Here is a 24,325-nt window from a genome sequence, read left to right as displayed (position 1 = left end):
TATGTCTGGAGAAGAATATGTCTGAGCCCGTCAAAATCGGCATCGGCGGCCCGGTGGGTGCCGGCAAGACCCAGCTCGTGGAGCGGCTCACCCGTCATATGAGCCGGGAGATCTCCATGGCGGCCATCACCAACGACATCTACACAATCGAGGACGCCAAGATTCTCGCCGCCAATGGGATCCTGCCGATCGACCGGATCATCGGCGTCGAAACCGGCGGCTGCCCGCACACGGCCATCCGCGAAGACACGTCCATGAATACGGCCGCCATCGAGGAGCTGAAGAAGCGGCACCCTGACCTGCAGGTGATCTTCGTGGAATCCGGCGGCGACAACCTCTCCGCAACGTTCAGCCCCGAACTGGTGGACTTTTCCATCTACATCATCGACGTGGCCCAGGGTGAGAAGATCCCGCGCAAGGCCGGCCAGGGCATGATCAAGTCCGATCTGTTCATCATCAACAAGACCGACCTCGCCCCCCACGTCGGCGCGGACCTGGCCGTCATGGAGCGGGACTCCAAGGAATTCCGGGGCGAGAAGCCGTTCTGCTTCACGAACCTCAAGACCGACGAAGGGCTGGACCGCGTGATCGAATGGGTGCGGCGGGACGTCCTGATGCTCGACCTGGCGTCGTGACGGCGATTGTGCGGAGTCCGGCGGCTTCGCCGGATTTGGGGCCGTGCCCGTCCCCAGCCGCTCCCGACTCTCGCAAGCTCGAGTCGGGACCCTCGCGGCAGTGGGCCCCCCGCGGTGCCCGCCACGCCGCGGCCCCAAAATCCGGCCTCGCCGCCTCAGCGGTTAAGTCGCCGATGGGGGAGCTGGAACTCGTCGTCGAAAATCGGGACGGACGTTCTGTTGCCACGCATCAGTTCCATCGGGGGGCTTTGAGGGTTTTGCGGCCGCATTACTTGGATGGCAGCGGGCAGGTTTGTTATGTGCTCGTCAATCCTGGCGGTGCCTATCTGGGCGCTGACCTGTATGTGATTGACGTGGAGGTGGCCGATGGGGCGAAGCTGCTGCTCGCCACGCAGTCGGCCACCAAGATCTACCGGACTCCGGGATCCTTTGCCGAACAGCGGATGCGGCTGCGGCTCGGGGAGGGGGCCCGGCTGGAGCTCGCCCCGGATCAGGTGATCGCCTACCGGGAGGCCAGCTACCGGCAGAATACGCACGTGACGGTGCGGCCGTCGTCGAGCCTCATCATGGCCGAAATTGTGACCCCGGGGTGGTCGCCGGACGGGGCCTCGTTCCGGTACGAGGAGCTGCGGTTGCGGACCGAGATCCGGGTCGAGTCGGAGGCGTCCGTCGGGGAGGCGGGCGGGCTGCTGGCCCTGGACAACGTGCTCATCCGGCCGCCCCTGGGCGATGTGACGGGCCTGGCGTTCATGGAGGGCTTCAGCCATCTGGGGTCGCTGATCGTGGTGGACCCGCGGGTGGACCAAGCCCTTGCCGACGAACTCCACGAGATCACGGCCGGGCTCGGCGCCCATACCGGCATCTCGCTCACCGCCGCCGTGCTGGGAACGGCCGGGCTGGTGCTGAGGTCGCTCTCGAACAGCACGGAGGAACTGAGGTGTGTTCTGGGAGCCGCCACCGCCCTGCTGCGCAAGCGCTGGTACGGCCAGGATCCGCTGGATCTGAGGAAGTACTGATGGCCGGGACCCAGCAGAGGACTGCGCTCCGCCGGCTTCGGGCGCTGACCACCCGGCCGGCGGCCTGATCACAGCCGGCGCGCCCCCTCTGCCGGCAGGACGGCGAAGACATCGGGTGCCTGCAGCCCGCGGGCGGCGAAGCCGGCCAGGACCGCGGACCGGACCTGATCGGCGTCGTCCACTGGAACCAGGGCGATGGCGGAGCCGCCGAACCCGCCGCCGGTCATCCGGGCCCCGATGGCCCCGTTGGCGCGTGCGGTGTCAACGGCCAGGTTCAGTTCCGGGCAGGAGATTTCGAAGTCGTCCCGCATGGAGCGGTGGCTGGCGTCCAGCAGGTCTCCGATTGCCAGCGGCCCATGGGACGTGAGCCATTCCGCGGTCCGGGCGACCCGTTCGTTCTCGGTGACAATGTGCCGGACCCGGCGGAACGTCACGTCGTCGAGGACGCGCCCGGCCCGCGGCAGATCGGCGGCGTCAAGGTCGCGAAGGGCGCCGACGCCCAGGGCCCGGGCGCCGCGGACGCAGGAGGACCGGCGTTCGGCGTACCCGCCGGTGGCATGGGCGTGCGAGACCTTGGTGTCGATCACCAGGCAGAGAAGCCCGGACTCCTCCAGGCCGAGCGGCACCGGGCGGGAGCTGAGGTCGCGGCAGTCCAGGTAGACCGCGCAGTCCCGGGTGCCGAGCATCGACGCGGACTGATCCATGATCCCGGTGGGGGCGCCGACGACGTTGTTTTCGGCCCGCCGCCCGATGTCCGCCAGTTCGGCCCGGCCCAGGCCCGCTCCGGTGAGGTCGGAGAGGGCCAACGCGACGGCGCATTCCAGGGCGGCGGAGGAGGACAGCCCGGCGCCGACCGGGACATCGGAGGTCACGTACAGGTCAAAGCCCGGCACTGTGATGCCGGCACGTTCCAGCTCCCACGCCACTCCGGCCGGGTACGCGGACCAGCCGGCCGCCTGGTCCGGGGCGAAGGTATCGAGATCGAATTCGACCGGGTCAGCGGCCGCGAACGCCGAGGCCAGCCGCACGGTGCGGTCCGCCCGGGCCGACACGGCCACGGTGGTGGTGCGGTTGATGGCGAACGGCAGGACAAGGCCGTCGTTGTAGTCCGTGTGCTCGCCGATCAGGTTGACCCGTCCCGGCGCCTGCCACACGCCGTCGGCGTCATGGCCGAAGTGGCCGGCAAAGGCGCGGGTCACCGCGTCCGCCAGGGCCGTTCCTGCGGTGTCGGTGGTGGTCATGCCGTTCCTTCCCTGGCGTCCCGGAGCCGGGCCGCAACCTCTTCGGGAGTCGTGTCGTTGATGAAGGCGCCCATGGCGGCCTCGGAGCCGGCCAGGAACTTGAGTTTGTCCGCGGCCCGCCGGGGGGAGGTGAGCTGCAGGTGCAGGTACCCGGACCGGCGCAGCACCGGGTCAAGGGGTGCCTGGTGCCAGGCGCTGATATACGGCGTCGGGCTGCCGTAGAGGCTGTCGAGGCGGCCCAGCAGGTCCGGATACAGGACGGCGAGCTCGTCACGCTCGGCGCCGGTCAGCGCGGCGAGGTCCGGAACCTGGCGGTGCGGGACCAGATGGATTTCCAGCGGCCAGCGCGCCGCGAACGGCACGTAGGCGCTGAAAAAATCGCCTTCGAGCACCATCCGGGCGCCGTCGGCACGTTCGCTCGCCAAAATCGCCCCGGTCAGGGTGGCCGTCCCGCCCGCCGCCTCATGGAACTGCCGGGCGGCCGCGGCCATCACCGCGGTCCTCGGCGTGACGTAGGGGTAGGCGTAGATCTGGCCGTGCGGATGGTGCAGTGTCACGCCGATGTCCTGGCCGCGGTTCTCGAAACAGAACACCTGCGCCACGCCGGGCAGCGCGCTCAGGGCCTCGGTGCGGTGCGCCCAGGCGTCGATCACGGTGCGCACCCGCCGGGTGCTGAGGGCGGCGAACGTCCCGGTGTGCTCGGGCGTGAAGGCTACGACCTCGCACCGGCCGCCGGCGGTCCCGCGGGTACCCCAGCCCGGCGCTGCCGGGGCGGCGGCGAGATCCGGACCGAGCGAGGGGAAGCGGTTTTCAAACACGGCGACGTCGTAATCCGCCGGGATCTCCGAGGGCCGCGCGTCGGTGCTCGGGCACAGCGGGCACTCGTCCGCCGGCGGAAGATGCGTCCTGTGTTGCCGGTGCGCGGCGACCGCCACCCATTCCCCGGTCAGCGCGTCGTACCGGATTTCCCCGGACGGGCCGCGCTCGGCAAGGTCGCGGCGGTCCCTTGACGGGCGCTGCAGGGGATGGGAAGTGTCGTCGAAATACAGGAGTTCGCGCCCGTCGGCGAGGCGCGTACTGGTCACCGCGGACACCGACGCCGGGGCGTCGCTGCGGCTGATGATGCTGGTCATGGGGTTCCTTCGAAAGTGAGGGGACGTGCGGTGCCCGACCCGGAAGCAGGGGGCGGGACCGGACGGTCAGAGGGCCTGGACGTGGAGGAGCAGGGCGTGCTCCGGGTTCAGGACCGGCAGGGGCAGGCCGACGTGCTGCAGGAAGGCGCCGGTGGCAACGGCCCCGTCGTCCAGCCAGGCCGGCGGCCGGATCTGGGTAAAGGTGTGCGCGTAGTCGCCGTCGAGAAGGGTAGGCAGTTCGGCCCGGACGCGGTAGTTCCGCTTCGGGTCAAGGCCCGGCAGTGAGGCCAGTCCGGGAACCTCAGCCGGGGCGGAGGCCAGGGACACGGCAGCGAACAGGGCCTCGCCGGCGTCGTGCGCAACTACACCGTGGACGCTCAGGGTGGGCTCGGCGGTGTCCGCGTTGACGCGCTTGCCGGAGTGAAGCAGTGCGCGGTGGCGCTTGTAGAGCGCGATGGCGCGGCGCAGCGTGGCCCGTTCCTCGTCCGTGGCTGCGCGGATGTCCCACTCCATGCCGAAATGGCCGAAGAGGGCCGTGATGGCGCGGAAGGAGATGTCGTGGGTGCGGGCCGTGGTGTGCGAGGTGGTGGGGCCGATGTGTGATCCGACGAGTTCGGGGGGGAGGACGGCCTGGGTCCAGCGCTGGATTGTCTGGCGCTCCAGGGCATCGTTGCAGTCCGAGGCCCACACCCGGTCGGTGCGCTGCAGGATGCCGAGGTCCACGCGGGCCCCGCCGGAGGAGCAGCTTTCAATCTCCACGTCCGGGTGGGCTGACTTGAGCGCGTCGAAGAGACGGTACGCGGCCAGCGTCTGCTCGTGGACGGACGGCCGGCCGCCGCGGCCGTGCTCGGTGAGGTCGCGGTTCTGGTCCCATTTGAGGTAGGCGATGTTGTTCTCGCGCAACAGGGCATCGAGGCGGCCGTAGATGTACTGCCAGGCCTCCGGGTTGGCGAGGTCCAGGACGTGCTGATGGCGCCAGGCGTGCGGAAGCCGGCCGCCGTCCTTGTGGGAAAGCAGCGACGGGCCCACGATCCAGTCCGGGTGCTCGCGGGCGACGTCGGAGTCCAGGTTGACCATCTCCGGCTCCACCCACAGCCCAAACTCCATGCCGTGGCCGGTGACCGCGTCGATCAGCGGCGTGAGGCCCTCGGGCCACAGGCCCTCGTCGACGTACCAGTCGCCAAGGCCCGCGTGATCATCGCGGCGGCCGCGGAACCAGCCGTCGTCGAGGACGAAGCGTTCCACGCCGAGCCCGGCGGCCGCTTCGGCGAGTTCGAGCAGCGGCTCGAGGCTGTGGTCGAAGTAGACCGCTTCCCAGGTGTTCAGCACCACCGGGCGGACCCGGCCGGAGGTGGTGTCCACATGCTGCGGCCGGGCACGGAACCAGTGGTAGAAGGCCTCGGTGATGCCGTCCAGGCCGCGGCCGGAGTAGGCGGCATAGAGCGACGGCGTCCGGTAGCTGCCGCCGGGGCGCAGCACCACTTCGGCGGAGCCGAGCAGCTCGGCGGCACCGAGCATGCGCCGGCCGTCCGCGAGGCTGTCGAGGTACTGCTCGTGGTTGCCGCTCCAGCCCAGGTGCGTGGCCCAGACCTGGCCTGTGCGGTTGGCGAAGCCGGCGGTCCCGGCTGCCACCAGCAGGGACGAGTCGTGGCCGGTCCGGCCGTGCCGGCCGGTGCGGACCCAGGTGCCCTGCTGGACGGCGTGCCGCTGCGGGTGGTTTTCGCGGCACCAGCGTCCGGTGAGGTCGAGCAGTTCCGTGGCGTCCCGCGGCACCGGCAGCACCGTGGCGAGTTCGTCGAGCTGGTATTCGGCCGTGCCGCTGTTGGTCAGCGTGTGAGCCAGCTCCAGGAGGCCGCCGGGGTGCAGGGTGAGTTCGGAACTGACCTCAAGTCCGGCCTCGGAGTCCCGGTGGATGATCACCACGGTGCGCCCGCCGTCCTGCATCTGGGCGGCAACGACCCGCAGGGCCGGCGAGAAGTCCAGGCCGGGGCCGCCGTCGACGTTCCGGTGTCCGCGCAGGCCCGGCCGCCCGGCCCAGCCGGAGGAGGCCTGCGGGAGCAGTCCGGCGGTGACGGGGAGGTCGAGGGCGGAGTGCTGGACGGCCCCGTGGAGGATCGCCAGATCGGGGAGGTTCTCCCCGAGGTCGGCGCCCCAATGGACGATCTCGGCCTCGCCGGAGTCGAAGGCCAGCAGGACGCTGGTGCCGGCAGAACGCAGGTGCACGGGGTGCATGGGGATTCGCTTTCAGTAGTGCGGAAGTCAGGTGCTGGTGCGCGGGATCCCGGGTTGGGGACCCCGCGCACCGGGCGCCGCCGTTGCGGGCGGCTGTGGCTTCAGGGGCTTACTTGTTGAACAGGCTTACTTGTTGAAAAGTGAGTTGACCTGCTCGTTGGCCTGCGAGAGGGAGCTGGCCGGCTGCTTGCCGGAGAGGACGGCGTCCATAGCCGGCTTCATGATGCCGTCCACCTTGGCCGCCTTGTCCGCGATCGGGAACAGGAACGTGGTTCCTTCCTTGACGTGGGTGGTGAAGGCGGAGACGTCGGTGCCCTTGGCCTTGAACGCTTCGGCTGCCTTCTCGGAGGAGCTGGTGAGAGCCGGGAACACGACGGCCTTGGAAGCTACGACGTCCTGGCAGGCGGTGGAAGCGAGGTATTCAACCCACTTGGTGGCTGCTGCGGGCTTCTTGGTGCCGGCCCAGATGGAGTCGGCCAGGCCGTTGAACATGCTTGCACGCTTGCCGTCCGGTCCTGTCGGGGTGGGTGCGAAGCCGGTCTGGATACCCTTGTATCCGGTGTACTGGCCGATCAGCCAGTCGCCCGAGGTGTTGATGGCGGCCTTGCCGGCGCCGAAGTTGTCCGACATGCTGGCGCCTACCGTGGTTTCAAGCTTGGGCATGTAGCCCTTGTCCGCCAGGCCGGCCCACCAGGCAATGGTCTCCTGGAACTTGGGGTCGTCGTAGTTGAACTTGGTGCCCCAGGGGTTCTTGTCGGTGTGGGTCCAGCCGGTGGTGGCGCTGAGGAAGCTCCACTGCGTCTGGCCCTGGCCCGAGCCGGAGGACTCCAGGCCGAGGCCGTAGACGGCCACGTTGTCCTTGTCGAAGCCGGCCTCGTCGCCGCGCTTGCCGCGCTTGTCCACGGTCAGGTGGGCGATGGCTTTTTCGTAGCTGCCGCCGTCCTGCGGGTTCCAGTCCAGGGTAGCCATCTGCTCGGCGGTGAGACCGGCGGAGTCGGTCATGGCCTTGTTGTAGAAGAGGCCTACAGTGTCCCAGTCCTTGGGCAGCCCGTAGCGCTTCCCGTCCTGGCCGACCCAGAGCTCGGCCAGGCCCTTGGTGTAGCTGTCCAGCTTGATGCCGTCCTTGGCCACGGCGTCATCGAGGGCCAGGAGCTGCTTCTTCGCCGCGTACTCGGGGTACTTGGAGAGGTGGTCGGTGAAGACATCCGGCGCCGTGCCGGCAATGAAGCCGTTGGTCAGGGTGGTCCAGTAGTCGTCCCAGCCGCGCTGGGTGATCTTGACCTTGATATCCGGGTTGGCCTTGGTGAAATCGTCGGCGCACTGCTGGTAGGCCGGGAGCTGGTTGGCGTCCCAGAGCCAGTAGTTGATCTCCCCCTTGGCTTCGGAGGATGCCGGGGCGGACCCGCCGCAGGCGGAGAGGGAGATGGCGATGGCTGCAGCGGCAGCGACGGCGCCGAGGGTCTTCTTCATGGTGGACCTTTCATGGAAGTGCTTCTTTGAGGGGAAGGTTTGTTAACGGGGCACTGCGTGTTGGGCCGGGGTTACTTGATGCCGGAGAAGCCGATGGAGTTGACCACCCGCTTGCCGAAGGCGATGAAGAGCAGGAGGACGGGCAGGGCCGCGATCAGGGTGGCGGCCATCAGGCCGGACCAGTCGGGGGCGCCCTGCGGGGACTGGGACTTGAAGACGCCCAGGCCCACGGTGAGGACGCGGACGCTTTCGTCCTGGCCCACCAGCAGCGGCCAGAAGTACTCGTTCCATTGGCCGATGAAGGTCAGCAGCGCAAGGGTGGCCAGGGGGGCCGCGGCGTTCGGGAGCACGATCTGGAAGAAGATCCGCACGTGCTTGGCGCCGTCGAGCATGGCGGCCTCTTCCACCTCGCGGGACATGGAGAGGAAGAACTGGCGCAGGAAGAAGATGGCGAAGGGGGTCATGAACAGGAACGGCAGGGCCAGACCGGCGAAGGTATTGAGCAGGCCGAGGTTCTTGATCATCAGGAAGTTGGGCAGGGCTGTGAAGATCGGCGGGACCATCATGGTGGCCAGGAACAGGCCGAACACCACGTTCCGGCCCGGCCAGCGGAGCCGGGAGAAGGCGTAGGCGGCCATCGCGCTGAAGAAGACCTGCCCGGCGGTGGTGACGGTGGCGAAGACGACGGAGTTCCGCAGGTACAGCCAGAAGTTGATGGCGGCGCCGGAGCCTCCCTCGGCGATTGCTTCCTCGGGGCTCTGCAGCCCCAGGACCCGCTTGAAGGCGCCGAGGCTGAAATCGGCCGGCAGGAGGTTGCTGGCGTTCGAGGCCAGGGAGGCGTTGCTGGACAGTGCGGTGCGGAGCATCCAGAGGAACGGCGCGATCGTCACGGCGACGGCAATGGCGACGAGGGTCCAGGCGCCGACGCGGCGCCAGTTGACCGGCTTCCTGGGAGCGGGAGCGGAGGTGGCAGGCTTCTTGCGGGAAGGGGCGAGGGTAGTCATGGCTGGGGTTCCTTAGTCCAGATCCGATTCGTTGCCCTTGAGGAACTTCATCTGGACGAAGGCCACGAGAGCGAGAATGACGAAGAGAATGACGGACAGGGCCGAGGCGTAGCCGAAGTCGGATTCACCGAAGGCCTTCTGGTAGATGTACATCTGGATGACGCGGGAGGCATTGATCGGGCCGCCGCCCGTGGTCACTGCCACGGTGTCGAAGACCTGGAAGGAGCCGATGACGGTGACCACCAGGACCAACACCAGCACCGGGCGCAGGAGCGGCATCGTGATGCTCCAGAAGGTCCGGGTCGGGGAGGCGCCGTCGAGCGAGGCGACCTCGTACACGTGGTTGGGGATGGACTGCAGGCCGGCGAAGATCAGCAGGGCGGTGTAGCCCATGTGCCGCCAGACATTGACGCCGGCGATGGTGGGGATGGCCCATTGCTCGCTGCCGAAGAAGGCGATGCGCGGCAGGCCCAGCCAGTTGATGACCTCGTTGACGATTCCCAGCTGGTAGTCGAGCATCCAGAACCAGAGCAGCGCGACGATCACGTTCGCCACCAGGAAGGGCAGCAGCAGGGCGCCGCGGATTAGCGTGGACTTGGCGACGTTGTGCATCAGCAGGGCAAGTCCGAGCGCGATGACGGTCTGGAAGCCGATGTTCAGTGCCACGTACTGGACCGTCACGGCCATGGCGTTCCAGAAGAGATCGTCCGCGAAGATCGCGGTGTAGTTTTTGGTGCCGATCCAGGTGGGATCGCCCAAAACGCTGTACTCGGTGAAGCTGAGGTAGACGCCGCGGATGCTCGGCACCAGGTAGAAGGCAACGAAGCCGAGCAAGGCCGGGGCGATGAAGAGAAGGGCGACCCTCAGGTCGCTGCGGGTTCGGCGCCGGCCGCGGGGGGCAGCATTGCCCGTTCCCGTGCCGGGCGCCTTGCGGGCCGGAACGGCTCCGCGGGCAGTTGTGGTGGTCATTGGTGGGTCCTCCGCAGTTACGTGGATGCTGTGACGTGGATTACAACTGAGGCCTGAATCTACACGAGTAACTTTCTTATGCGCAAGCGTTTCTTTTATGTTTCCGGGAGGAATCTTTCTGCTCATCTTCTGCTATTGACTCGAGTAGAAACTGGTGTAAAACTTGCGTGCATGACTTTCTCACTAGGCATTGTCGGCGCCGGACAGTTCGCAGGCGCCTTCGCCAAACTCTTCGACGCCCATCCCGCGATTTCAGAAGTCCATGTCACGGACGTCCTGCCGGAACGGGCCGAGGCCCTCCGGGAGCGGCTCGGCCTGGCGGGGACCTATCCCAGCTTTGAGGCCATGCTCGACGGCGGCCTCGACGCCGTGGCGATCTTCACCCAGCGCTGGACGCACGGGCCGCTGGTGCTGCAGGCGCTCCGGGCGGGCAAGCATGTGTATTCGGCAGTGCCGATGGCCATCAGCGAGGACGAGATCGCCCGGATCATCGAGGCTGTCCGGGAGACGGGCCTGACCTACATGATGGGCGAGACAAGCTACTACAACCCCGCCACCGTCTATGCCCGCAAGCGCAAGGCTGAAGGCGCCTTTGGCCGCATCTTCTACGCCGAGGGCGACTACGTCCACGACATGGATCTCGGCTTCTACGAGGCCTACCAGTACAGCGGCGGGGAGGACTGGAAACGCACCGCCAGCTACCCGCCCATGCTGTATCCGACTCACTCCACCGGCGGGGTACTGGGCGCAATCGGCGGCCATGCCGTCAGCGTCAGCTGCATTGGCGTCTCCGACGAGCGCGGCGACGGCGTGTTCGATAAGGATGTCAGCATGTTCGGCAACGACTTCTCCAATGCCACCGCGCTGTTCGAACTCTCAACCGGCGGGTCCATGCGCATCAACGAGATGCGCCGCGTCGGCTACCCCTCCCACCTGCGCGAAAGCCGCTTCCGGTACTTCGGCACGGACGCCAGCTTCGAGCAGCTGGCCACGGTCAGTGTGTGGCAGGACAAGGAGTCCGTGACCGACGTCAGCGCGGAACTGGCCACCGGGGCCACGCTGGCTGCCGACGATCCTTCGCTGGCCAGTGTCGCACCGGCACTGCGGGACGCCTTCAGCTCCGGAATGGCACCCGTGCATGACGCCGGCCGGCTTCCGGCCGAGTTCCGCGGACTTCACAACGGGCACGAGGGCAGCCACCACTTCCTGGTGGACGACTTTGCCACGGCCGTCGACACGGGAACGCTCCCGCCCGTCAACGCCTGGGAAGCCGCCCGCTACACGCTGCCGGGGATCGTGGCGCACGAGTCCGCCCTCCGCGGCGGGGAGCGGTTGCCCGTGCCGGACCACGGCGACGCCCCCGTCCTGCTGCCTGCGCAGGGAACCAACGAGGAAGGCTTAGCCGGGGAACTCCGGCGGTAGCATGGTCACTGTGCCACACTCGCCCGCCTCCGCCAGGCCCACGATCACCCGAAAAGACGTGGCCAGGCTGGCGGGCGTCAGCACCGCCGTCGTCAGCTATGTGGTGAACGGCGGCCCCAAGCGGGTCTCCCCGGTGACCGCTGCGAAAGTCCGCGAGGCCATCAGCGCCCTGGGGTACCGTCCGAACGCCGCGGCGAGGGCACTGAAACTTGGCTCCAGCGAGATGCTCGGCATGGTGGTCCCGGACACCACCAACCCCTTCTTCGCCACTTTGGCCCGCGCCGTGGAGGAAGCCGCGGCGGCGCGCGGCTATGCCCTGCTGCTGGCGAACTCGGGCGGATCGGCGGCCAATGAGCGGCGCCAGGTCAGGAACCTCGCGAGCCGCCGCGTTGACGGGGTCTTCCTCTCCAGCGTGCTGTTCGAACCCGACCTGACCGAGCTGGAGCATTCGGAGATCCCCGCCGTGCTGCTCAACCACAGCACCGAGGTGCCGGGCTTCAACTCGGTCGGCGTGGAGCTGCTGGAAGGCTCCCGGCGTGCCGTCGAGCACCTGGTGGGCCACGGCCACCGCAACATCGCACTGGTCATGGGCATGAACGCCGGCAATGATCTCGATGCCCGCGAGGTCGGGTGGCAGCAGGGGCTCGCGGAGGCCGGCCTCCCGGAAGGACCCATTCTGCGCTGTGACTTCGACCGGCAGGGCGGCTACCGGGCCGGGCAGCGGCTGCTCGCGGCCGCGGACCGACCCACCGCCGTGTTCGTCAGTTCCGACCTGCAGGCCGTCGGCCTGCTGCGCGCCATGTCCGAGGCCGGGCTGCGGGTCCCCGAGGACCTGGCGGTCTTCTCCTTCGACGGCTCGGCTGAGGCGGAGTTCAGCTGGCCGCCGTTGAGCACGGTCGCGCAGCCCGTCCAGGCCATGGCCGAGGCCGCCGTCGAAGCGCTCATTGGCTTTGACGGCGTTTCTCCCACCCGGAACAGGATCTTCCCCGTGGAGCTGGTCCTGCGCGCGTCCTGCGGCTGCGCGCCGGTGCCTGCCGCGCCGGTGCCTGCCGCGCCCGGGCCCGCCGCGCCGGTTGCGGCCGGAAAGTAGCACGGGATACTTCAGACTGCTGCGACCGGGGCCGGCCTCCAAGAGGCCGGCCCCGGTCGGACGTTTATTGCGGGTCTTTGCTGTGCGGCTACCGGGCAGCCGATGGCGCCGTCTGGTCCTCCGCGGCGGCGGCCGGCTCGCCGGCGATGATGGCGTCCACTTCAGCCTTTTCCTTGGCGCCCCAGGTTTCGCGGGTGTTCAGCACGCCGATCAGGCCAATGACACCCACCAGGACGTACAGCGAGGCGCCGCTGGCCCACCCGAAGATGGAGGCCAGGAGCACGGCGAGGAAGGGCGCGAATCCGGAAATGGAGGCGGCGACCTGGTATCCGATGGAGGCGCCGGACGTCCTGGTGTTGGTCCGGAACAGCTCCGCGAACCAGGCGCCCTGCGTGCCGGTAAAGGTCGCGTGGATGATGCCGATGCCGATCACGAACGCCAGCACGATCAGGAACGGGTTGCCCGAGTGCGATTTTCATGGGTCTCCTTCGTGTGGGACTTAGTGCGGGACGTTCAGGCCGGGTGTTGCGGGGTTTGGCGGCTATGCCGGTACTTCATCGCGCCATGGAATCGATTCCATAGCGCCGGGGCGCGTCACGGCGACAGCGGAGGCATGGGTGGCGTGGAGCATTGCCGCAGGCATCTCGCGGTCGCTGCCGGCGAGGGATGCGGCGAGGTAGCCCACGAACGTGTCGCCGGCTCCGGTGGTGTCCCTGGCGTCCACTTTCGTTGCCGGCACGTGCACGGGACTGCCGTCGACGACGGTGAAGGATCCTTCCGCGCCGGCGGTGCACACGATGGCGGGCCCCAGGACGGGCGGGAGCGACACGACCAGCTCCCGGTGGTTTCCTTGGATTCCGGCCAGGCCGGTGAGGCCCGCGAGAACCTGGATTTCCTGTTCGTTCACCACCAGGAGGTCGACGTCGTCGAGCAGCGCCTCGATCTGCCGGGGGGCCGGCGCGGCGTTGAGGATGACGAATGCCCCGCGATTCTTCGCGGTCCGCGCGGCCTGCCGGACCAGCGCCGTCGGGATTTCCAGCTGCAGGACCAGGACGTCGCCGGGCTGGACGCCGGCGAGTCCCGCTTCGACGTCGGCGGCGGTAAGCCCGGCGTTCGCGCCCGGACTCACGATGATCTGGTTTTCGCCCTGGTCATCGACCGCGATGACCGCCGTTCCGGTGGCGGCGGTGCCGCTGACCCGAACGTGGCCGGCATCGATGCCGGCCTCGGCGAGGACCTCAAGAATCCGCTGGCCATGGGCGTCGTCGCCGACGGCGCCGGTGAACTTCACTGCGGCGCCGGCCCGGGCGGCCGCGACGGCCTGGTTGCCGCCCTTGCCCCCGGGGCTGTACGTGGCGTCCGAGCCCCGGACGGTTTCGCCCGCCCGGGGCAGGGCGCTGACGCGGATGTTCTGGTCGATATTGAGGCTTCCGACCACAAAAACCGTGCTCATTGGACCTGCTCCTTCGGTGGTGCGGGACGGTGCCCGAAGCCGCAGTACATAGGGGCGGAATTGAGGGGCGCTGCCGTCACGGCCGCCCCAGGCTCGCGTCGGCAGTGCCCGAGGAAGCACGGACAATGAGCTCGCTCGGGAGGACGACTGATGCCGGCTTCTGCCCGTCGATCACCTCAAGCAGCAGCCGGACCGCGGTGCGGCCCATCGCCTCCACGTCATGGCAGATGACGGTCAGCGGCGGATCTAGCAGGGAAAACCATTCGATGTCGTCGAAGGCGATGAGGGCCATGTCGCGGCCGATCCGCAGGCCTTTCCGGTTCAATGTGGCCAGTGCCCCGACGGCCATGGGGCTGTCGGCTGCCAGCAGGGCGGTCGGCGGCTGAGCGAGACCCAGCAGGTGGTGCGCCCCCGCCGAGCCGCTGGCGGACTGGAAGTCGCCGAAATACGTCAGGGCCGGATCGGTGCTGAGCCCGAACTCACCGGCGGCGCGGGCGAAGGACTTGAGCCGGTCCCGCCCGGTGGACGTGGTCTGGGGCCCGGCGATATAGCCGACGCGTTCGTGACCCTGCCGGGCGAGATGCTCCACAGCCTGGCGGATGCCGGAATCACTGTCCGTGGTCACGCTGGGGACGTCGATGCCATCGACGGTCCGGTCGACGAACACCGTGGGGATCTCACGTTCCAGCAGCGCGCGCAGGCTGGAATTGCCTTCGCCCTGTGGTGCGGCGATCACGCCGTCCACGCGCTGCGAAATGAAGGTGTCCAGGTACCGGTCCTGCTGCGGATTGCTCTCGTTGGCGTTTCCCAGCAGGGTCACGAGCCCCTCCGCGAGGGCAGCCTGCTCGGCGGCGTGGGCCAGATCGGCGAAAAAGGGGTTGCGGACATCTGAAACGAGCAGTCCGATGACGTTGGTCCTGGTGGAACGGAGCGCGCGCCTGGGCATTGGGGCGGAAGTCCAGCTCTGTGACGGCGGCGGCCACCCTCTGGCGGGACTCGGCGGAGGTCGCCGGGTTTCCGGAGAGCACCCTGGACGCCGTGGCGGGGGAGACGCCGGCCAATGCCGCCACGTCCTTGATGGTGATGGATGGTCCCGTCACTGCTGCCGCCTCCCGCGCTCAAACCAATTCATGGAATCGATTCCATGGAATCGTTCACTCGCCGTGGACGGCGGCCTGGCGCTCCTCGGACCGGTTCAAATAGGCCAGCAGCAGCGCGCCGGCGCGGTCCAGGTCTCCGGCTTCCAGGGCGGTGCAGATTTCCTCGTTGTCCGGCAGGTAGCCCCGGTAGAAGTGCGCGTCCACGGTGGCCTTGTGGAAGAACAGCCGCATCTCGGCCAGCACCTGGGACATGATCGTGTCCAGCCGCCGGCTGCCCGCCAGGGCCACGATCGCACCATGGAAATGCTGGTTGGCGCTGCCCAGGCCCTCCTCGTCATTGGCGGCGGCGGCGGCTTTGCCCTCTTCAACGGCAGCGCGGACCGCGGCCACGCGCTCCGGGCTGCCGCCGCCGCGGATCGCACTGACTTCAATGGCGCGGCGCACGGTGTAGACGTCGTGGATGTCGCCGGCCTCGAGTCTGGCCACGAAGACGCCGCGGTTGGGGTGCCGGACCACCAGGCGCTCGGCCGCCAGTTCGGCGAAGGCCTCGCGGACCGTGTTGCGGGAGACGCCCAGGTCTTCGGCGATGGTCGACTCCGTGAGCCGGACTCCCGGCAGGAGCAGGCCCTCCGCCAGTTGCAGGCGCAGCTCGGCCGCCACCCGGTCCGCCACGGAGGGGACGGCCACGCGCAGCCGCGCCGCGGCTGCGCCCAGGGCAGAGCCGGCAGCTGCATCGGGAGTGGTCATAGTGCCGAATCTACACGATTGTCCCAATGTTGAATCGTCGGATTGTTGAACAATCCGAAAAATTGATGCATCCTAGTAGGGGGCTATCATGAGACGAGGATCACAAATGGCAACCATTGACCTGAACAGCGACGTTGGCGAGTCCTTCGGCCGCTGGACCCTGGGCGACGACTCGGCGATGTTCCGCTCGGTCTCCAGCGCCAACGTGGCGTGCGGATTCCATGCGGGCGACCCCAGCGTCATCCGCCGGACCTGCCGCGAGGCGGTTGCCGCCGGCGTCGTGATCGGCGCCCACGTCGGCTACCGCGATCTCGCCGGCTTCGGCCGCCGCTTCCTGGACATCGACCCGATCGAACTGGCCGACGACGTCGTCTACCAGATCGGTGCGCTGCAGGCGCTGGCTGCCGTCGAGGGCGGCACGGTCAAGTACGTCAAGCCGCACGGCGGCCTCTACAACGCGATCGTCTCGCACACCGGCCAGGCGAAGGCCGTCGTCGACGCCGTGAAATCCGTTGACCCGAACCTGCCCATCCTGGGCCTGCCGGGCTCGGAAGTGCTGCGCCTGGCCGAGGCCGCCGGCCTCCGCGCGGTGACCGAAGCCTTCGCGGACCGGGCCTACAACCCGGACGGCACCCTCGTGTCCCGTACGCTTCCCGGAGCCGTGCTGGAGGACCCCGCTCTCGTCACTGAGCATGTCCTCCGGATGGCCACCGATTCCGCCATCCGCACCATCGACGGCTCCATCCTGAAAATCCGCGCCGAAAGCATCTGCGTGCACGGTGACTCCCCGGGGGCCGTCGCCATGGCCGCTGCCGTCCGCGAAGCGCTCAACGCCGCAGACATCACCACCGCCGCCTTCGTCTAGGCCGCAGCTTCACGCTTCACACCCCGGTTCTGCCGGGACCACCCGCACCTAAACCCAAGCAACAGGCAGCACCCCGCACACCTGGAGGAAAACCATGACTGCAGCACCGCATCAGGCCACCCCGGCCGCCGGCAAGAGGAGGATCCCGCCTGGTGCCCTCAAGGCCTATGTCGCGAGCCTCACCGGCACTTCGCTGGAGTACTACGACTTCGCGATCTACTCCGTGGCCTCGGCCCTCGTGTTCCCCAAGGTCTTCTTCCCGGGTAACGACGAATACGTCGGGCTGCTGCTGTCCTTCTCGACCTTTGCGGTGGGCTACCTCGCCCGTCCCATCGGCGGCGTGATCTTCGGCCGGCTCGGTGACAAGATCGGCCGCAAGCAGGTCCTCGTGACCACCCTGCTGCTGATCGGCATCGCTACGGTGGTGATCGGCGCGCTCCCGGGCTATGCCACCATCGGTATAGCCGCACCCATCATCCTCGTGTTGCTGCGCCTGGCGCAGGGCATCGGCGTCGGCGGCGAGTGGGGCGGGGCCGTGCTGCTCTCAAGCGAATTCGGCGACGCGAAGCGGCGCGGCTTCTGGTCTTCCGCCGCGCAGATTGGCCCGCCCGCCGGCAACCTGATGGCCAACGGCGTTCTGGCCGTGCTCGCCGCGACGCTCAGCAACGAAGAGTTCCTCTCCTGGGGCTGGCGCGTGGCCTTCCTCGCCTCGGCGGTGTTGGTGGGCTTCGGCCTGCTGATCCGGCTGAAGCTCGAGGAAACTCCTGTCTTCAAGGCCATCCAGGCCCACGGCGAACAGCCCAAGGCCCCCATCAAGGAGGTCTTCACCAAGGAGCCGCGCGCCCTCGTCTCGGCCGCCCTGTCCCGCATCAGCCCGGACGTGCTGTACTCCCTGCTCACCGTCTTTATGGCCGTGTACGCCACCAAGGAACTGGGCATGAGCACCAGCAACGTACTGACCGCCATCCTGATCGGCTCAGCCTTCCAACTGTTCCTGATCCCGGCGGCGGGCGCCCTCACGGACCGCGTCAACCGCCGACTCGTATACGGCATCGCCGCCGTCGGAACCGCCGTCTACATTCCGCTGTTCTTCCTCATGATTCAGGACAAGTCGGTCCTCACGCTGACCATCGGAATCGTGATCGGGCTGGCCTTCCACGCCTTCATGTATGGCCCGCAGGCGGCTTACATCACCGAACAGTTCCCGGCGCGGCTGCGCTACGCCGGCAGTTCGCTGGCTTACACCCTGGCCGGCGTGGTCGGCGGCGCCATCGCACCGCTGGTCTTCACTGCCCTCTTCGCTGTCAGCGGCAACTGGTTCCTGATCGCCGGCTACCTCGCGGTCGCCTCCATCGTGACCGTGATCGGGCTGGCCATCGGGCGCAACCCGCATACTGACGAGGAGGAGCGGCTCCTGCAGGAAGCCCGCGCCTGAGCGGCGCGGATCTTCTTCGGCGGATCCTGTCCGCCGGCATGATTTCACCGGCACAATGATTGAGGCAACCCGTGATTGAGACAGCAGGGGAACCCCTGAAGGTACAAGCCGCCGCAGCAGGCGAAGCCGCAGTTCACAAGGTCCGTTCCGTGCGGGCCGTGGGGACGCGCGCGGTCCTCGCTGAGCTCTCCGGCACGCAGGACGTGCTCGCCCTGCAGGCACTGCTCCTCGAGAAACCGCTGCCGGGCCAGCAGGACATCCTGGCCGCGGCCGAGACCGTTCTGGTCAAGGCCGAATCCCCGGCCTCGGCCCGGCGCATCGCCGCCCGCCTGATGCAGCTCGACCTCACCGCACCCGTGCAACGCGACGGTGAGCTGGTGGTCATCGACACCGTGTACGACGGCGAGGACCTCGCCGAAGTCGGACGGCTCACCGGCCTGGGAACCGACGGCGTGATCGCCGCCCACTCCGGGCAGATCTGGACCGTGGCCTTCGCCGGCTTCGCCCCCGGATTCGGGTACATGATCGGGGAGAACCAGCAGCTGGAAGTGCCGCGCCGCAGCTCGCCCCGCACCGCAGTTCCCGCTGGCTCCGTGGCGCTGGCCGGCAACTACTCGGCCGTGTACCCTCGCCGTTCCCCGGGCGGCTGGCAGCTGATCGGGCGCACCAACGCCAAGATGTGGGACCTGGACCGGGAGCCGCCCGCCCTGGCCGCCCCCGGCCACCGGGTGCAGTTCCGTCCGGTCCGGGATGCACTCGTCCTCGCGGCCGAGCCAGCCACCGAGCCAGCTGTCGAGCCGGCCGCGGCGCCTGCGGCCGAGGGCACCGCGCCGGAACCGGTTGCCGGGCAGGACGTCATGGCCGGGATCCGGATCGTTTCACCGGGCCTTCAGAGCCTGATCCAGGACCTCGGCCGGGACGGCCACTCCGGCCTGGGCGTCTCCGCCGCCGGCGCGCTGGACCGGGCCTCGCTGCGCCGGGCCAACCGCCTCGTCGGCAACGCCCCCGGCGCAGCCGGCATCGAGACCGTCGCGGGCGGACTCAAGGTCCAGGCCGTGGGGGACCAGGTCCTCGCCGTCGCCGGGGCGCCGGCGGAACTGAGCATCGCGTCCGCACCGGACGACGCCGGCGATACGTGGCAGCGCACCGTGCCGGTGGCCACTCCCTTCGCGCTGCTCGACGGCGAAACGCTCAGCATCGGTGCGCCGCACAGCGGCTTCCGCAGCTACCTCGCGGTCCGCGGCGGGGTGGATGCCGCCCCGGTACTGGGCAGCCGCTCCACGGACACCATGTCCGGGATCGGTCCTGCGCCCCTGGCCGCCGGGCAGCAACTGGGCGCCGGCGGAGAAGCCGAGACCGGCGTCGTCGGAAATCCCGAACTGCAGCCGGACTACCCGGGCACCGGGGTGACCGTCCTCGACGTCGTCCCCGGCCCCCGCGCCGACTGGTTCGATCAGGCGGCACTGGATTCCTTCACCGCCCAGGACTGGGCCGTGCTGCCGCAGTCCAACCGCGTCGGCATGCGGCTGGACGGTACGCCGCTGCAGCGCAGCCGCCAGGGCGAACTGCCCAGCGAAGGCACCGTCGCCGGAGCCCTGCAGGTCCCGCCGGAGGGCCTGCCCGTGCTCTTCCTGGCCGACCATCCGATCACCGGCGGCTACCCGGTGATCGCCGTGGTGGTCGACTCCCAGCTGGACCTCGCCGCCCAGGTCCCGATCGGCGGCAGGATCCGCTTCCGCTGGGCCGAATCCGCCACCACCGAACACCCCACCGAACACGGCACTACTGAACACGCCACCACCACAGAAGAAGCGAGTAACTGATGCGCAAGGTCCTGATCGCCAACCGTGGAGAAATCGCGGTCCGCATAGCCCGGGCCTGCGACGACGCGCAGCTGGCGTCCGTCGCTGTCTACGCCGACATCGACGCCGACGCCCTGCACGTCTCGGCCGCGGATGAGGCCTTCAGCCTGGACGGCAACTCGCCCGCGGACACGTACCTGAACATCCCCAAGCTCCTCGCCGTGGCGGCCCAGTCCGGTGCGGACGCCGTCCACCCCGGCTACGGCTTCCTCTCCGAGAACGCCGACTTTGCCCAGGCCGTCCTCGACGCCGGGCTGACCTGGATCGGTCCGACGCCGGACGCGATCCGGCTGCTCGGCAACAAGATCACGGCCCGCGACGCGGCCGTCCGGGCCGGCGCACCCCTGGTGGCCGGCAGCGACGGTCCCGTCGACACGGCGGCCGAGGCCCGCGCCTTCGCCGAAGAGCATGGCCTGCCGATCGCCATCAAGGCCGCCTTCGGCGGCGGTGGCCGCGGCATGAAAGTGGTCCGGGTCATCGACGAGGTCGAGGAAGCCTTCGACTCCGCCGTCCGGGAAGCCGTTGCCGCCTTCGGGCGGGGCGAGTGCTTCGTGGAGCGCTACCTGGACCGTCCGCGCCACGTCGAGGCGCAGGTCCTGGCGGACGCGCACGGCAACGTCGTGGTCGTCGGAACCCGTGACTGCTCCCTGCAGCGCCGGCACCAGAAGCTCCTCGAAGAGGCCCCCGCGCCGTTCCTGACCGACGAGCAGACCACGCTGATCTACGACGCCGCCAAGGCCGTCTGCCGGGAAGCGGGCTACTCCGGCGCCGGCACGGTGGAATTCCTCGTCGCGGCGGACGGCACCGTGGCCTTCCTGGAGGTCAACACCCGGCTCCAGGTGGAGCACCCGATCACCGAGGAAACCACGGGGATCGACCTCGTCCAGGAACAGTTCCGGATCGCCGGGGGGGAGCCGCTGCGCCTGGCCGAAGACCCGGCACCGCACGGACACGCCTTCGAATTCCGGCTTAACGCCGAGGACGTGGGCCGCGGCTTCCTGCCCTCGCCCGGCACCATCGGCGAATTCGCCGGTCCCACCGGCCCGGGCATCCGCCTCGACACCGGCGTCCGCTCCGGGTCCTTCGTCGCGCCGCAGTTCGATTCCCTGCTCGCGAAGCTGATCGTCACCGGCGCGGACCGCCAGCAGGCCCTGCGCCGTGCCCGCCGGGCCCTCGCCGAAATGCGGATCACCGGCGTCGCCACCGTGCTACCCTTCCACCGGGCCGTGCTGGAATCCCCGGACTTCACCTCCGAGGACGGCCTCGGCATCCACACCCGCTGGATCGAAACCGACTTCGCGGACAGCATCCCTGCCGATCCCGACTACAGCACTACCGCGCCCGACGGCGAACGCCGCACCATCACCGTCGACGTGGACGGCAGGCGCCTCGCCGTCGGCCTTCCGGCCGATCTGCTCGACGCCTGGGCCCGCTCGGGCAGCTCAGCGCCCGCCGGGGTGTCGGTAGCGTCCGACGGCGGTGCCGCCGCCGCTGGCGACCCTGGGGAGCTGCGCGCGGACATGGCAGGGACAGTCGTGAAATGGCTCGTCGAGCCGGGAGCCGAAGTCTCGGCCGGGGACCCGGTGGTGGTCCTTGAGGCCATGAAGATGGAAACCCAGGTCTCCGCGCACCGGGACGGCACCGTCACCGACGTCCGCACCAAAGCGGGCGGGGTTGTCACGGCCGGCGCGGTGCTCGCGCTGATCGGGTAGCAGCATTCTGCTGATGTTTGGCGCGTGACTGGGCCGTTTCCGCTGGCGGAAGCGGCCCAGTCACGTTCGAGCGGGCGTGACTATGTCTCCAGCCCGAGTCCGCGCCTGCCGATGGGGTTGAGTTCCTTCTCATGGAACCGGTTATCCCAGTCGGCTTCATAGTGCTCTTCGGGAAAATCCCGGGGTGAGCGTCCGGCTTTGAAGTCCTCTGCCACGACGGCAGCGTAGCGGGTGTTCTTTTCGCACCGGGGGGCTGCCGGGATGTACATGACGTTGCCCCATCCCTGTTGGTCCTGTACGGGCGCGACGGCGTGGATCACGTCGCAGTGCCACCACACAGAGTCTCCCGCCTGCACATCGGGGATGGACGAGAGCGCGCGCATCAGGAGCGGGTGCCACTGCTCGCTGATCGGCAGGACGTGCCGCGGGCTGACGCCGCACAGCTCGTCCTCCGGCACGTCTTCCAGCAGCGGACGGAGCAGGATGTAGGCCATGGCTTCCGGGATCGGGACAGTCTGGAGCACGCCCTGGTCGTTGTCCATGTCCGACAGCGCCGTCCAGCCCTGGAATGTGCGGAAGGCCGAGCACATCGTGGATCCGCCCTCGTACTCGTCGACTTCGGTGCGGTAGGCGGCGTCCCAGGGGTCATATTTCTCGGGTTCGCCGTTGAATACATGCCGGAACGCCTGCTGGTAGGCCGGCAGCAGCCACCTTTCCAGGGCGCCGGAGTCGGTGTGCGGGCCCAGACCGCTGGAGTTGGCGCCCGGCGGGCGGCGGCGGATCCGGTCCGGGTACATCGAGTCCTGGTCCGGGTCGAACCAGGTCTCGCCCTCCGATTCGAAGGTCCAGCGGCGGTTCAGGAACGACTGGACGGCTGCCATGCGCGGGTTCTGCCGTGCCTCCATCTGGGGGCGGGACCAATAGATCGGGTAGATCTCCGGGCGGGAGGCTGACAGGGTGCCGAAGAAGTCGTCTCCCGGGCCGCGGTACTTGGCATAAAAGTCATTGCTCTCGACATAGTCCACGAGCTGCCGGTCCCAGTCCAAGGCGGTCCCGCGGGGGAAGTGCCCGCGTACGACGGCGCAGCCGCGCCGCTTGAGCGCGGCCAACTGGGCCTCGCTGACCTGACCTGACTCGATGTCCGCGTAGTCGATGACGGGCCAGACCTGCTCCCCGCCGGCCCGGATGGCCTCGATTTCCTCGACCTGTACCCGGATGCGGTCCTCGAGCCGGCGGAATACCCCTTCAACGTCACCGATCCGGTGGCGAAGTTGGGCCTTGAGGGCGCGGATCTGGCCCGGGACATCGGCGGGGACCTGTGGGGCTTGGTGGACAGTGTCTTGCTCGCTCATTTTCATCGTTCCTTGCGTCGTCATTCCTAAACTGCGATTGCTTTCATCGGGCACTGCGATGTGCTGGGGAAGCCGCCCGCTCCAGGGCACTGGCCGTGACACATCCCTGGGACGTCGTGATCCCGGACGCCGCGAAGCCCCAGGTCGCGGCGGTGGTTACCGTCGCGAGACTCCTGCGTCCGCCCAACATCACCGACGTCGCCGGGCGCCCCGGGCGTGAATGCCCGGGGCCCGCCGGGGACATCAGCCGGGTTCTGTGGGGTAGCGGGCATCTGATCCACGGCCATTGCTCCTATAGTAAAGAGTCCTAACTAATTCCGATTTCCAGTGTAAGGCACTCCGCTACGATGGGGAAGACCCCTATTGGAGGACCCCCGCTTTGACCCGTTCCCCGCACTCCCTGGCCGCGGCTGCATCGACGCCGCAGGCTTTGGCCACGGTCACCGACCGGCGGTTCTTCGAGCACCTGCGCCGCCACGGGCCAAGCTCCCGGGCAGCCATCGCAGCCGCCACCGGATTGTCGAAGCCCACCGCATCCGAGGCGGCCACGCGGTTGACGGAAGCTGGCCTGATCAGCGAGACGGGCCAGTCGGCGGGGTCGCGCGGCCGCACCGCGGCGATCTACGACATCGCCTCCGGCTACGGACATACTCTTGCCGTCGCGGTGGCCACCGGCCGCGCCCAGCTGCGCGCCACTGACCTGCGCGGCAGCGTCGTGGGTGAGTACCGGGCCTCGTCAGGAACGCCTCAGACCCGGGAACAGCTCGAGTCCGCCCTCTCCGGCCTGTTCGCCGAGTACCGGCGCGAGGTGTCCACACCATGCCTGGCCGCCAGCGTCTCCCAGGCCAACCCCGTGGCGGCCGCCGGGCAGGCCGTGCTGAGTCTGCCGAACGCGCCGTTCCCCGAAGGGCAGTGGAATCTGACCGAGCGGTTTCTCAGCGACTGCCGGGGACCGGTCCGGGTCGACAACGACGTCAACTGGGCGGCACTGGCAGAGCGCGAGTCCGGGGCGATGCGCGGCGTCGACGACTTCCTGGTGGTCTACGTCGGTGCCGGCATCGGCGCAGCCCTCGTCATGGGCGGCGAGGTCCGCCGCGGATCGCACGGCATCGCCGGAGAGATCGCCTACCTGCGGCAGAACGGCCGGACCCTGATGGAGCGCCTGCTTGGTCTCGGGATCACCACGGCCGGCGGGCTTTCCCTCGACATGGACCGATACCGCGGTCTCTTTGCGGAACAGCCTGGCTCCCCGGCGGCCGTAGACTTCCTCGAACTTCTGGGCGAAGCCATCGGCAACACGGCCACCCTGAGCGACCCCGCGGCGGTCGTGCTGAGCGGACCGCTGGTGGACTGCCCGGCGTTTGTCGACCGACTGCGCGCCAGCCTCTTGCCGCACCTGCTGGAACCCTCAACCATGGTGACTGTCAGTGATCTCGGTACAGAAGGGCCCCTGGCCGGGGCCTCATTGCACGCCCGTGAAGCGGCAGTGGAAGGGATCTGGTCCGAATACCGCCGGTGATCTCCAGGTGATCTTCAAGTGATCGGCCGGTTGCGAGCCGAACAACCTCTACAACGGGAACGGCCGGG

The 24,325-nt window shown here is 68.7% G+C and carries 21 protein-coding genes; 10 read left to right on the top strand and 11 right to left on the bottom strand.

What is annotated here, in order from left to right; translation table 11 throughout:
- Nucleotides 1–17 precede the first annotated feature (17 nt).
- Nucleotides 18–635, top strand: a complete 618-nt coding sequence (gene ureG, locus AC1DKN_RS01595) for an urease accessory protein UreG (protein ID WP_476870291.1) — start codon at nucleotides 18–20, stop codon at nucleotides 633–635.
- A 299-nt stretch (nucleotides 636–934) separates the two neighbouring features.
- Entirely contained in the window at nucleotides 935–1,651 is a 717-nt protein-coding gene (locus AC1DKN_RS01590; protein ID WP_476870290.1) for an urease accessory protein UreD, read from the top strand.
- A gap of 68 nt (nucleotides 1,652–1,719) precedes the next feature.
- Here the strand turns inward: AC1DKN_RS01590 and galK are convergent, their stop codons facing one another.
- From galK to AC1DKN_RS01560, 6 genes are all read right to left on the bottom strand, one after another.
- Nucleotides 1,720–2,892, bottom strand: coding sequence for a galactokinase (gene galK, locus AC1DKN_RS01585; RefSeq protein WP_476870289.1), 1,173 nt, complete (start codon nucleotides 2,890–2,892; stop codon nucleotides 1,720–1,722).
- The gene (gene galT / locus AC1DKN_RS01580) at nucleotides 2,889–4,025 is read right to left on the bottom strand and encodes a galactose-1-phosphate uridylyltransferase (protein WP_476870288.1); all 1,137 of its coding nucleotides are present in this window, start codon (nucleotides 4,023–4,025) and stop codon (nucleotides 2,889–2,891) included. Before galT ends, galK begins: the two co-directional genes overlap by 4 nt.
- 66 nt (nucleotides 4,026–4,091) lie before the next feature.
- Complete coding sequence (locus tag AC1DKN_RS01575; protein ID WP_476870287.1) at nucleotides 4,092–6,257, bottom strand: alpha-galactosidase; 2,166 nt, start codon at nucleotides 6,255–6,257, stop codon at nucleotides 4,092–4,094.
- Between the two features lie 126 nt (nucleotides 6,258–6,383).
- Nucleotides 6,384–7,727 (bottom strand): ABC transporter substrate-binding protein, encoded by a 1,344-nt coding sequence (locus AC1DKN_RS01570; RefSeq protein WP_476859667.1) that lies wholly within the window; start codon nucleotides 7,725–7,727, stop codon nucleotides 6,384–6,386.
- Between the two features lie 71 nt (nucleotides 7,728–7,798).
- Nucleotides 7,799–8,731: a carbohydrate ABC transporter permease gene (locus AC1DKN_RS01565; protein ID WP_476870286.1), complete on the bottom strand. Its 933-nt coding sequence runs from the start codon at nucleotides 8,729–8,731 to the stop codon at nucleotides 7,799–7,801.
- A 12-nt stretch (nucleotides 8,732–8,743) separates the two neighbouring features.
- The gene (locus tag AC1DKN_RS01560; protein ID WP_476856738.1) at nucleotides 8,744–9,700 is read right to left on the bottom strand and encodes a carbohydrate ABC transporter permease; all 957 of its coding nucleotides are present in this window, start codon (nucleotides 9,698–9,700) and stop codon (nucleotides 8,744–8,746) included.
- 171 nt (nucleotides 9,701–9,871) lie between these two features.
- On the opposite strand from AC1DKN_RS01560, the gene AC1DKN_RS01555 reads away from it, so the two are divergent.
- Together AC1DKN_RS01555 and AC1DKN_RS01550 are read left to right on the top strand one after the other, a co-directional pair.
- A complete protein-coding gene (locus AC1DKN_RS01555) occupies nucleotides 9,872–11,122 on the top strand; it encodes a Gfo/Idh/MocA family protein (RefSeq protein WP_230006160.1) in 1,251 nt (416 codons plus the stop codon).
- 1 nt (nucleotide 11,123) lies between these two features.
- On the top strand, nucleotides 11,124–12,212 hold the full coding sequence (locus AC1DKN_RS01550) for a LacI family DNA-binding transcriptional regulator (RefSeq protein WP_476870285.1): 1,089 nt from the start codon (nucleotides 11,124–11,126) through the stop codon (nucleotides 12,210–12,212).
- A gap of 88 nt (nucleotides 12,213–12,300) precedes the next feature.
- On the opposite strand, the gene AC1DKN_RS01545 is transcribed toward AC1DKN_RS01550, so the two are convergent.
- The 4 genes from AC1DKN_RS01545 to AC1DKN_RS01530 form a co-directional block, all read right to left on the bottom strand.
- A complete protein-coding gene (locus AC1DKN_RS01545; protein ID WP_476870284.1) occupies nucleotides 12,301–12,657 on the bottom strand; it encodes a hypothetical protein in 357 nt (118 codons plus the stop codon).
- A gap of 96 nt (nucleotides 12,658–12,753) precedes the next feature.
- Nucleotides 12,754–13,665: a ribokinase gene (locus AC1DKN_RS01540; protein ID WP_476870283.1), complete on the bottom strand. Its 912-nt coding sequence runs from the start codon at nucleotides 13,663–13,665 to the stop codon at nucleotides 12,754–12,756.
- 76 nt (nucleotides 13,666–13,741) lie between these two features.
- On the bottom strand, nucleotides 13,742–14,611 hold the full coding sequence (locus AC1DKN_RS01535) for a substrate-binding domain-containing protein (protein ID WP_476870282.1): 870 nt from the start codon (nucleotides 14,609–14,611) through the stop codon (nucleotides 13,742–13,744).
- A gap of 208 nt (nucleotides 14,612–14,819) precedes the next feature.
- Nucleotides 14,820–15,512, bottom strand: a complete 693-nt coding sequence (locus AC1DKN_RS01530; RefSeq protein WP_476870281.1) for a GntR family transcriptional regulator — start codon at nucleotides 15,510–15,512, stop codon at nucleotides 14,820–14,822.
- A gap of 106 nt (nucleotides 15,513–15,618) precedes the next feature.
- Here AC1DKN_RS01530 and AC1DKN_RS01525 point away from each other — a divergent pair, with 106 nt between their 5' ends.
- The 4 genes from AC1DKN_RS01525 to AC1DKN_RS01510 all read left to right on the top strand — a co-directional run bounded on the left by AC1DKN_RS01525 (nucleotide 15,619) and on the right by AC1DKN_RS01510 (nucleotide 21,386).
- On the top strand, nucleotides 15,619–16,377 hold the full coding sequence (locus AC1DKN_RS01525; protein WP_223914816.1) for a LamB/YcsF family protein: 759 nt from the start codon (nucleotides 15,619–15,621) through the stop codon (nucleotides 16,375–16,377).
- 94 nt (nucleotides 16,378–16,471) lie between these two features.
- Nucleotides 16,472–17,812: an MFS transporter gene (locus tag AC1DKN_RS01520; protein ID WP_476859679.1), complete on the top strand. Its 1,341-nt coding sequence runs from the start codon at nucleotides 16,472–16,474 to the stop codon at nucleotides 17,810–17,812.
- Nucleotides 17,813–17,970: 158 nt separating this feature from the next.
- Nucleotides 17,971–19,635, top strand: a complete 1,665-nt coding sequence (locus tag AC1DKN_RS01515; RefSeq protein WP_476870344.1) for a 5-oxoprolinase subunit B/C family protein — start codon at nucleotides 17,971–17,973, stop codon at nucleotides 19,633–19,635.
- A complete protein-coding gene (locus AC1DKN_RS01510) occupies nucleotides 19,635–21,386 on the top strand; it encodes an acetyl/propionyl/methylcrotonyl-CoA carboxylase subunit alpha (protein WP_476870280.1) in 1,752 nt (583 codons plus the stop codon). The genes AC1DKN_RS01515 and AC1DKN_RS01510 overlap by 1 nt, the downstream gene beginning before the upstream one ends.
- 80 nt (nucleotides 21,387–21,466) lie before the next feature.
- On the opposite strand, the gene AC1DKN_RS01505 is transcribed toward AC1DKN_RS01510, so the two are convergent.
- Nucleotides 21,467–22,738, bottom strand: coding sequence for a DUF1479 domain-containing protein (locus AC1DKN_RS01505; RefSeq protein ID WP_476870279.1), 1,272 nt, complete (start codon nucleotides 22,736–22,738; stop codon nucleotides 21,467–21,469).
- Nucleotides 22,739–22,833: 95 nt separating this feature from the next.
- Here AC1DKN_RS01505 and AC1DKN_RS01500 point away from each other — a divergent pair, with 95 nt between their 5' ends.
- On the top strand, nucleotides 22,834–23,049 hold the full coding sequence (locus AC1DKN_RS01500; protein WP_476870278.1) for a hypothetical protein: 216 nt from the start codon (nucleotides 22,834–22,836) through the stop codon (nucleotides 23,047–23,049).
- Between the two features lie 68 nt (nucleotides 23,050–23,117).
- Nucleotides 23,118–24,257, top strand: a complete 1,140-nt coding sequence (locus tag AC1DKN_RS01495; RefSeq protein ID WP_476870277.1) for an ROK family protein — start codon at nucleotides 23,118–23,120, stop codon at nucleotides 24,255–24,257.
- Nucleotides 24,258–24,325: the final 68 nt, after the last annotated feature.

Source organism: Arthrobacter sp. 01N444 (assembly GCF_056399305.1).
This window is presented reverse-complemented; position numbering and strand designations above follow the sequence as displayed.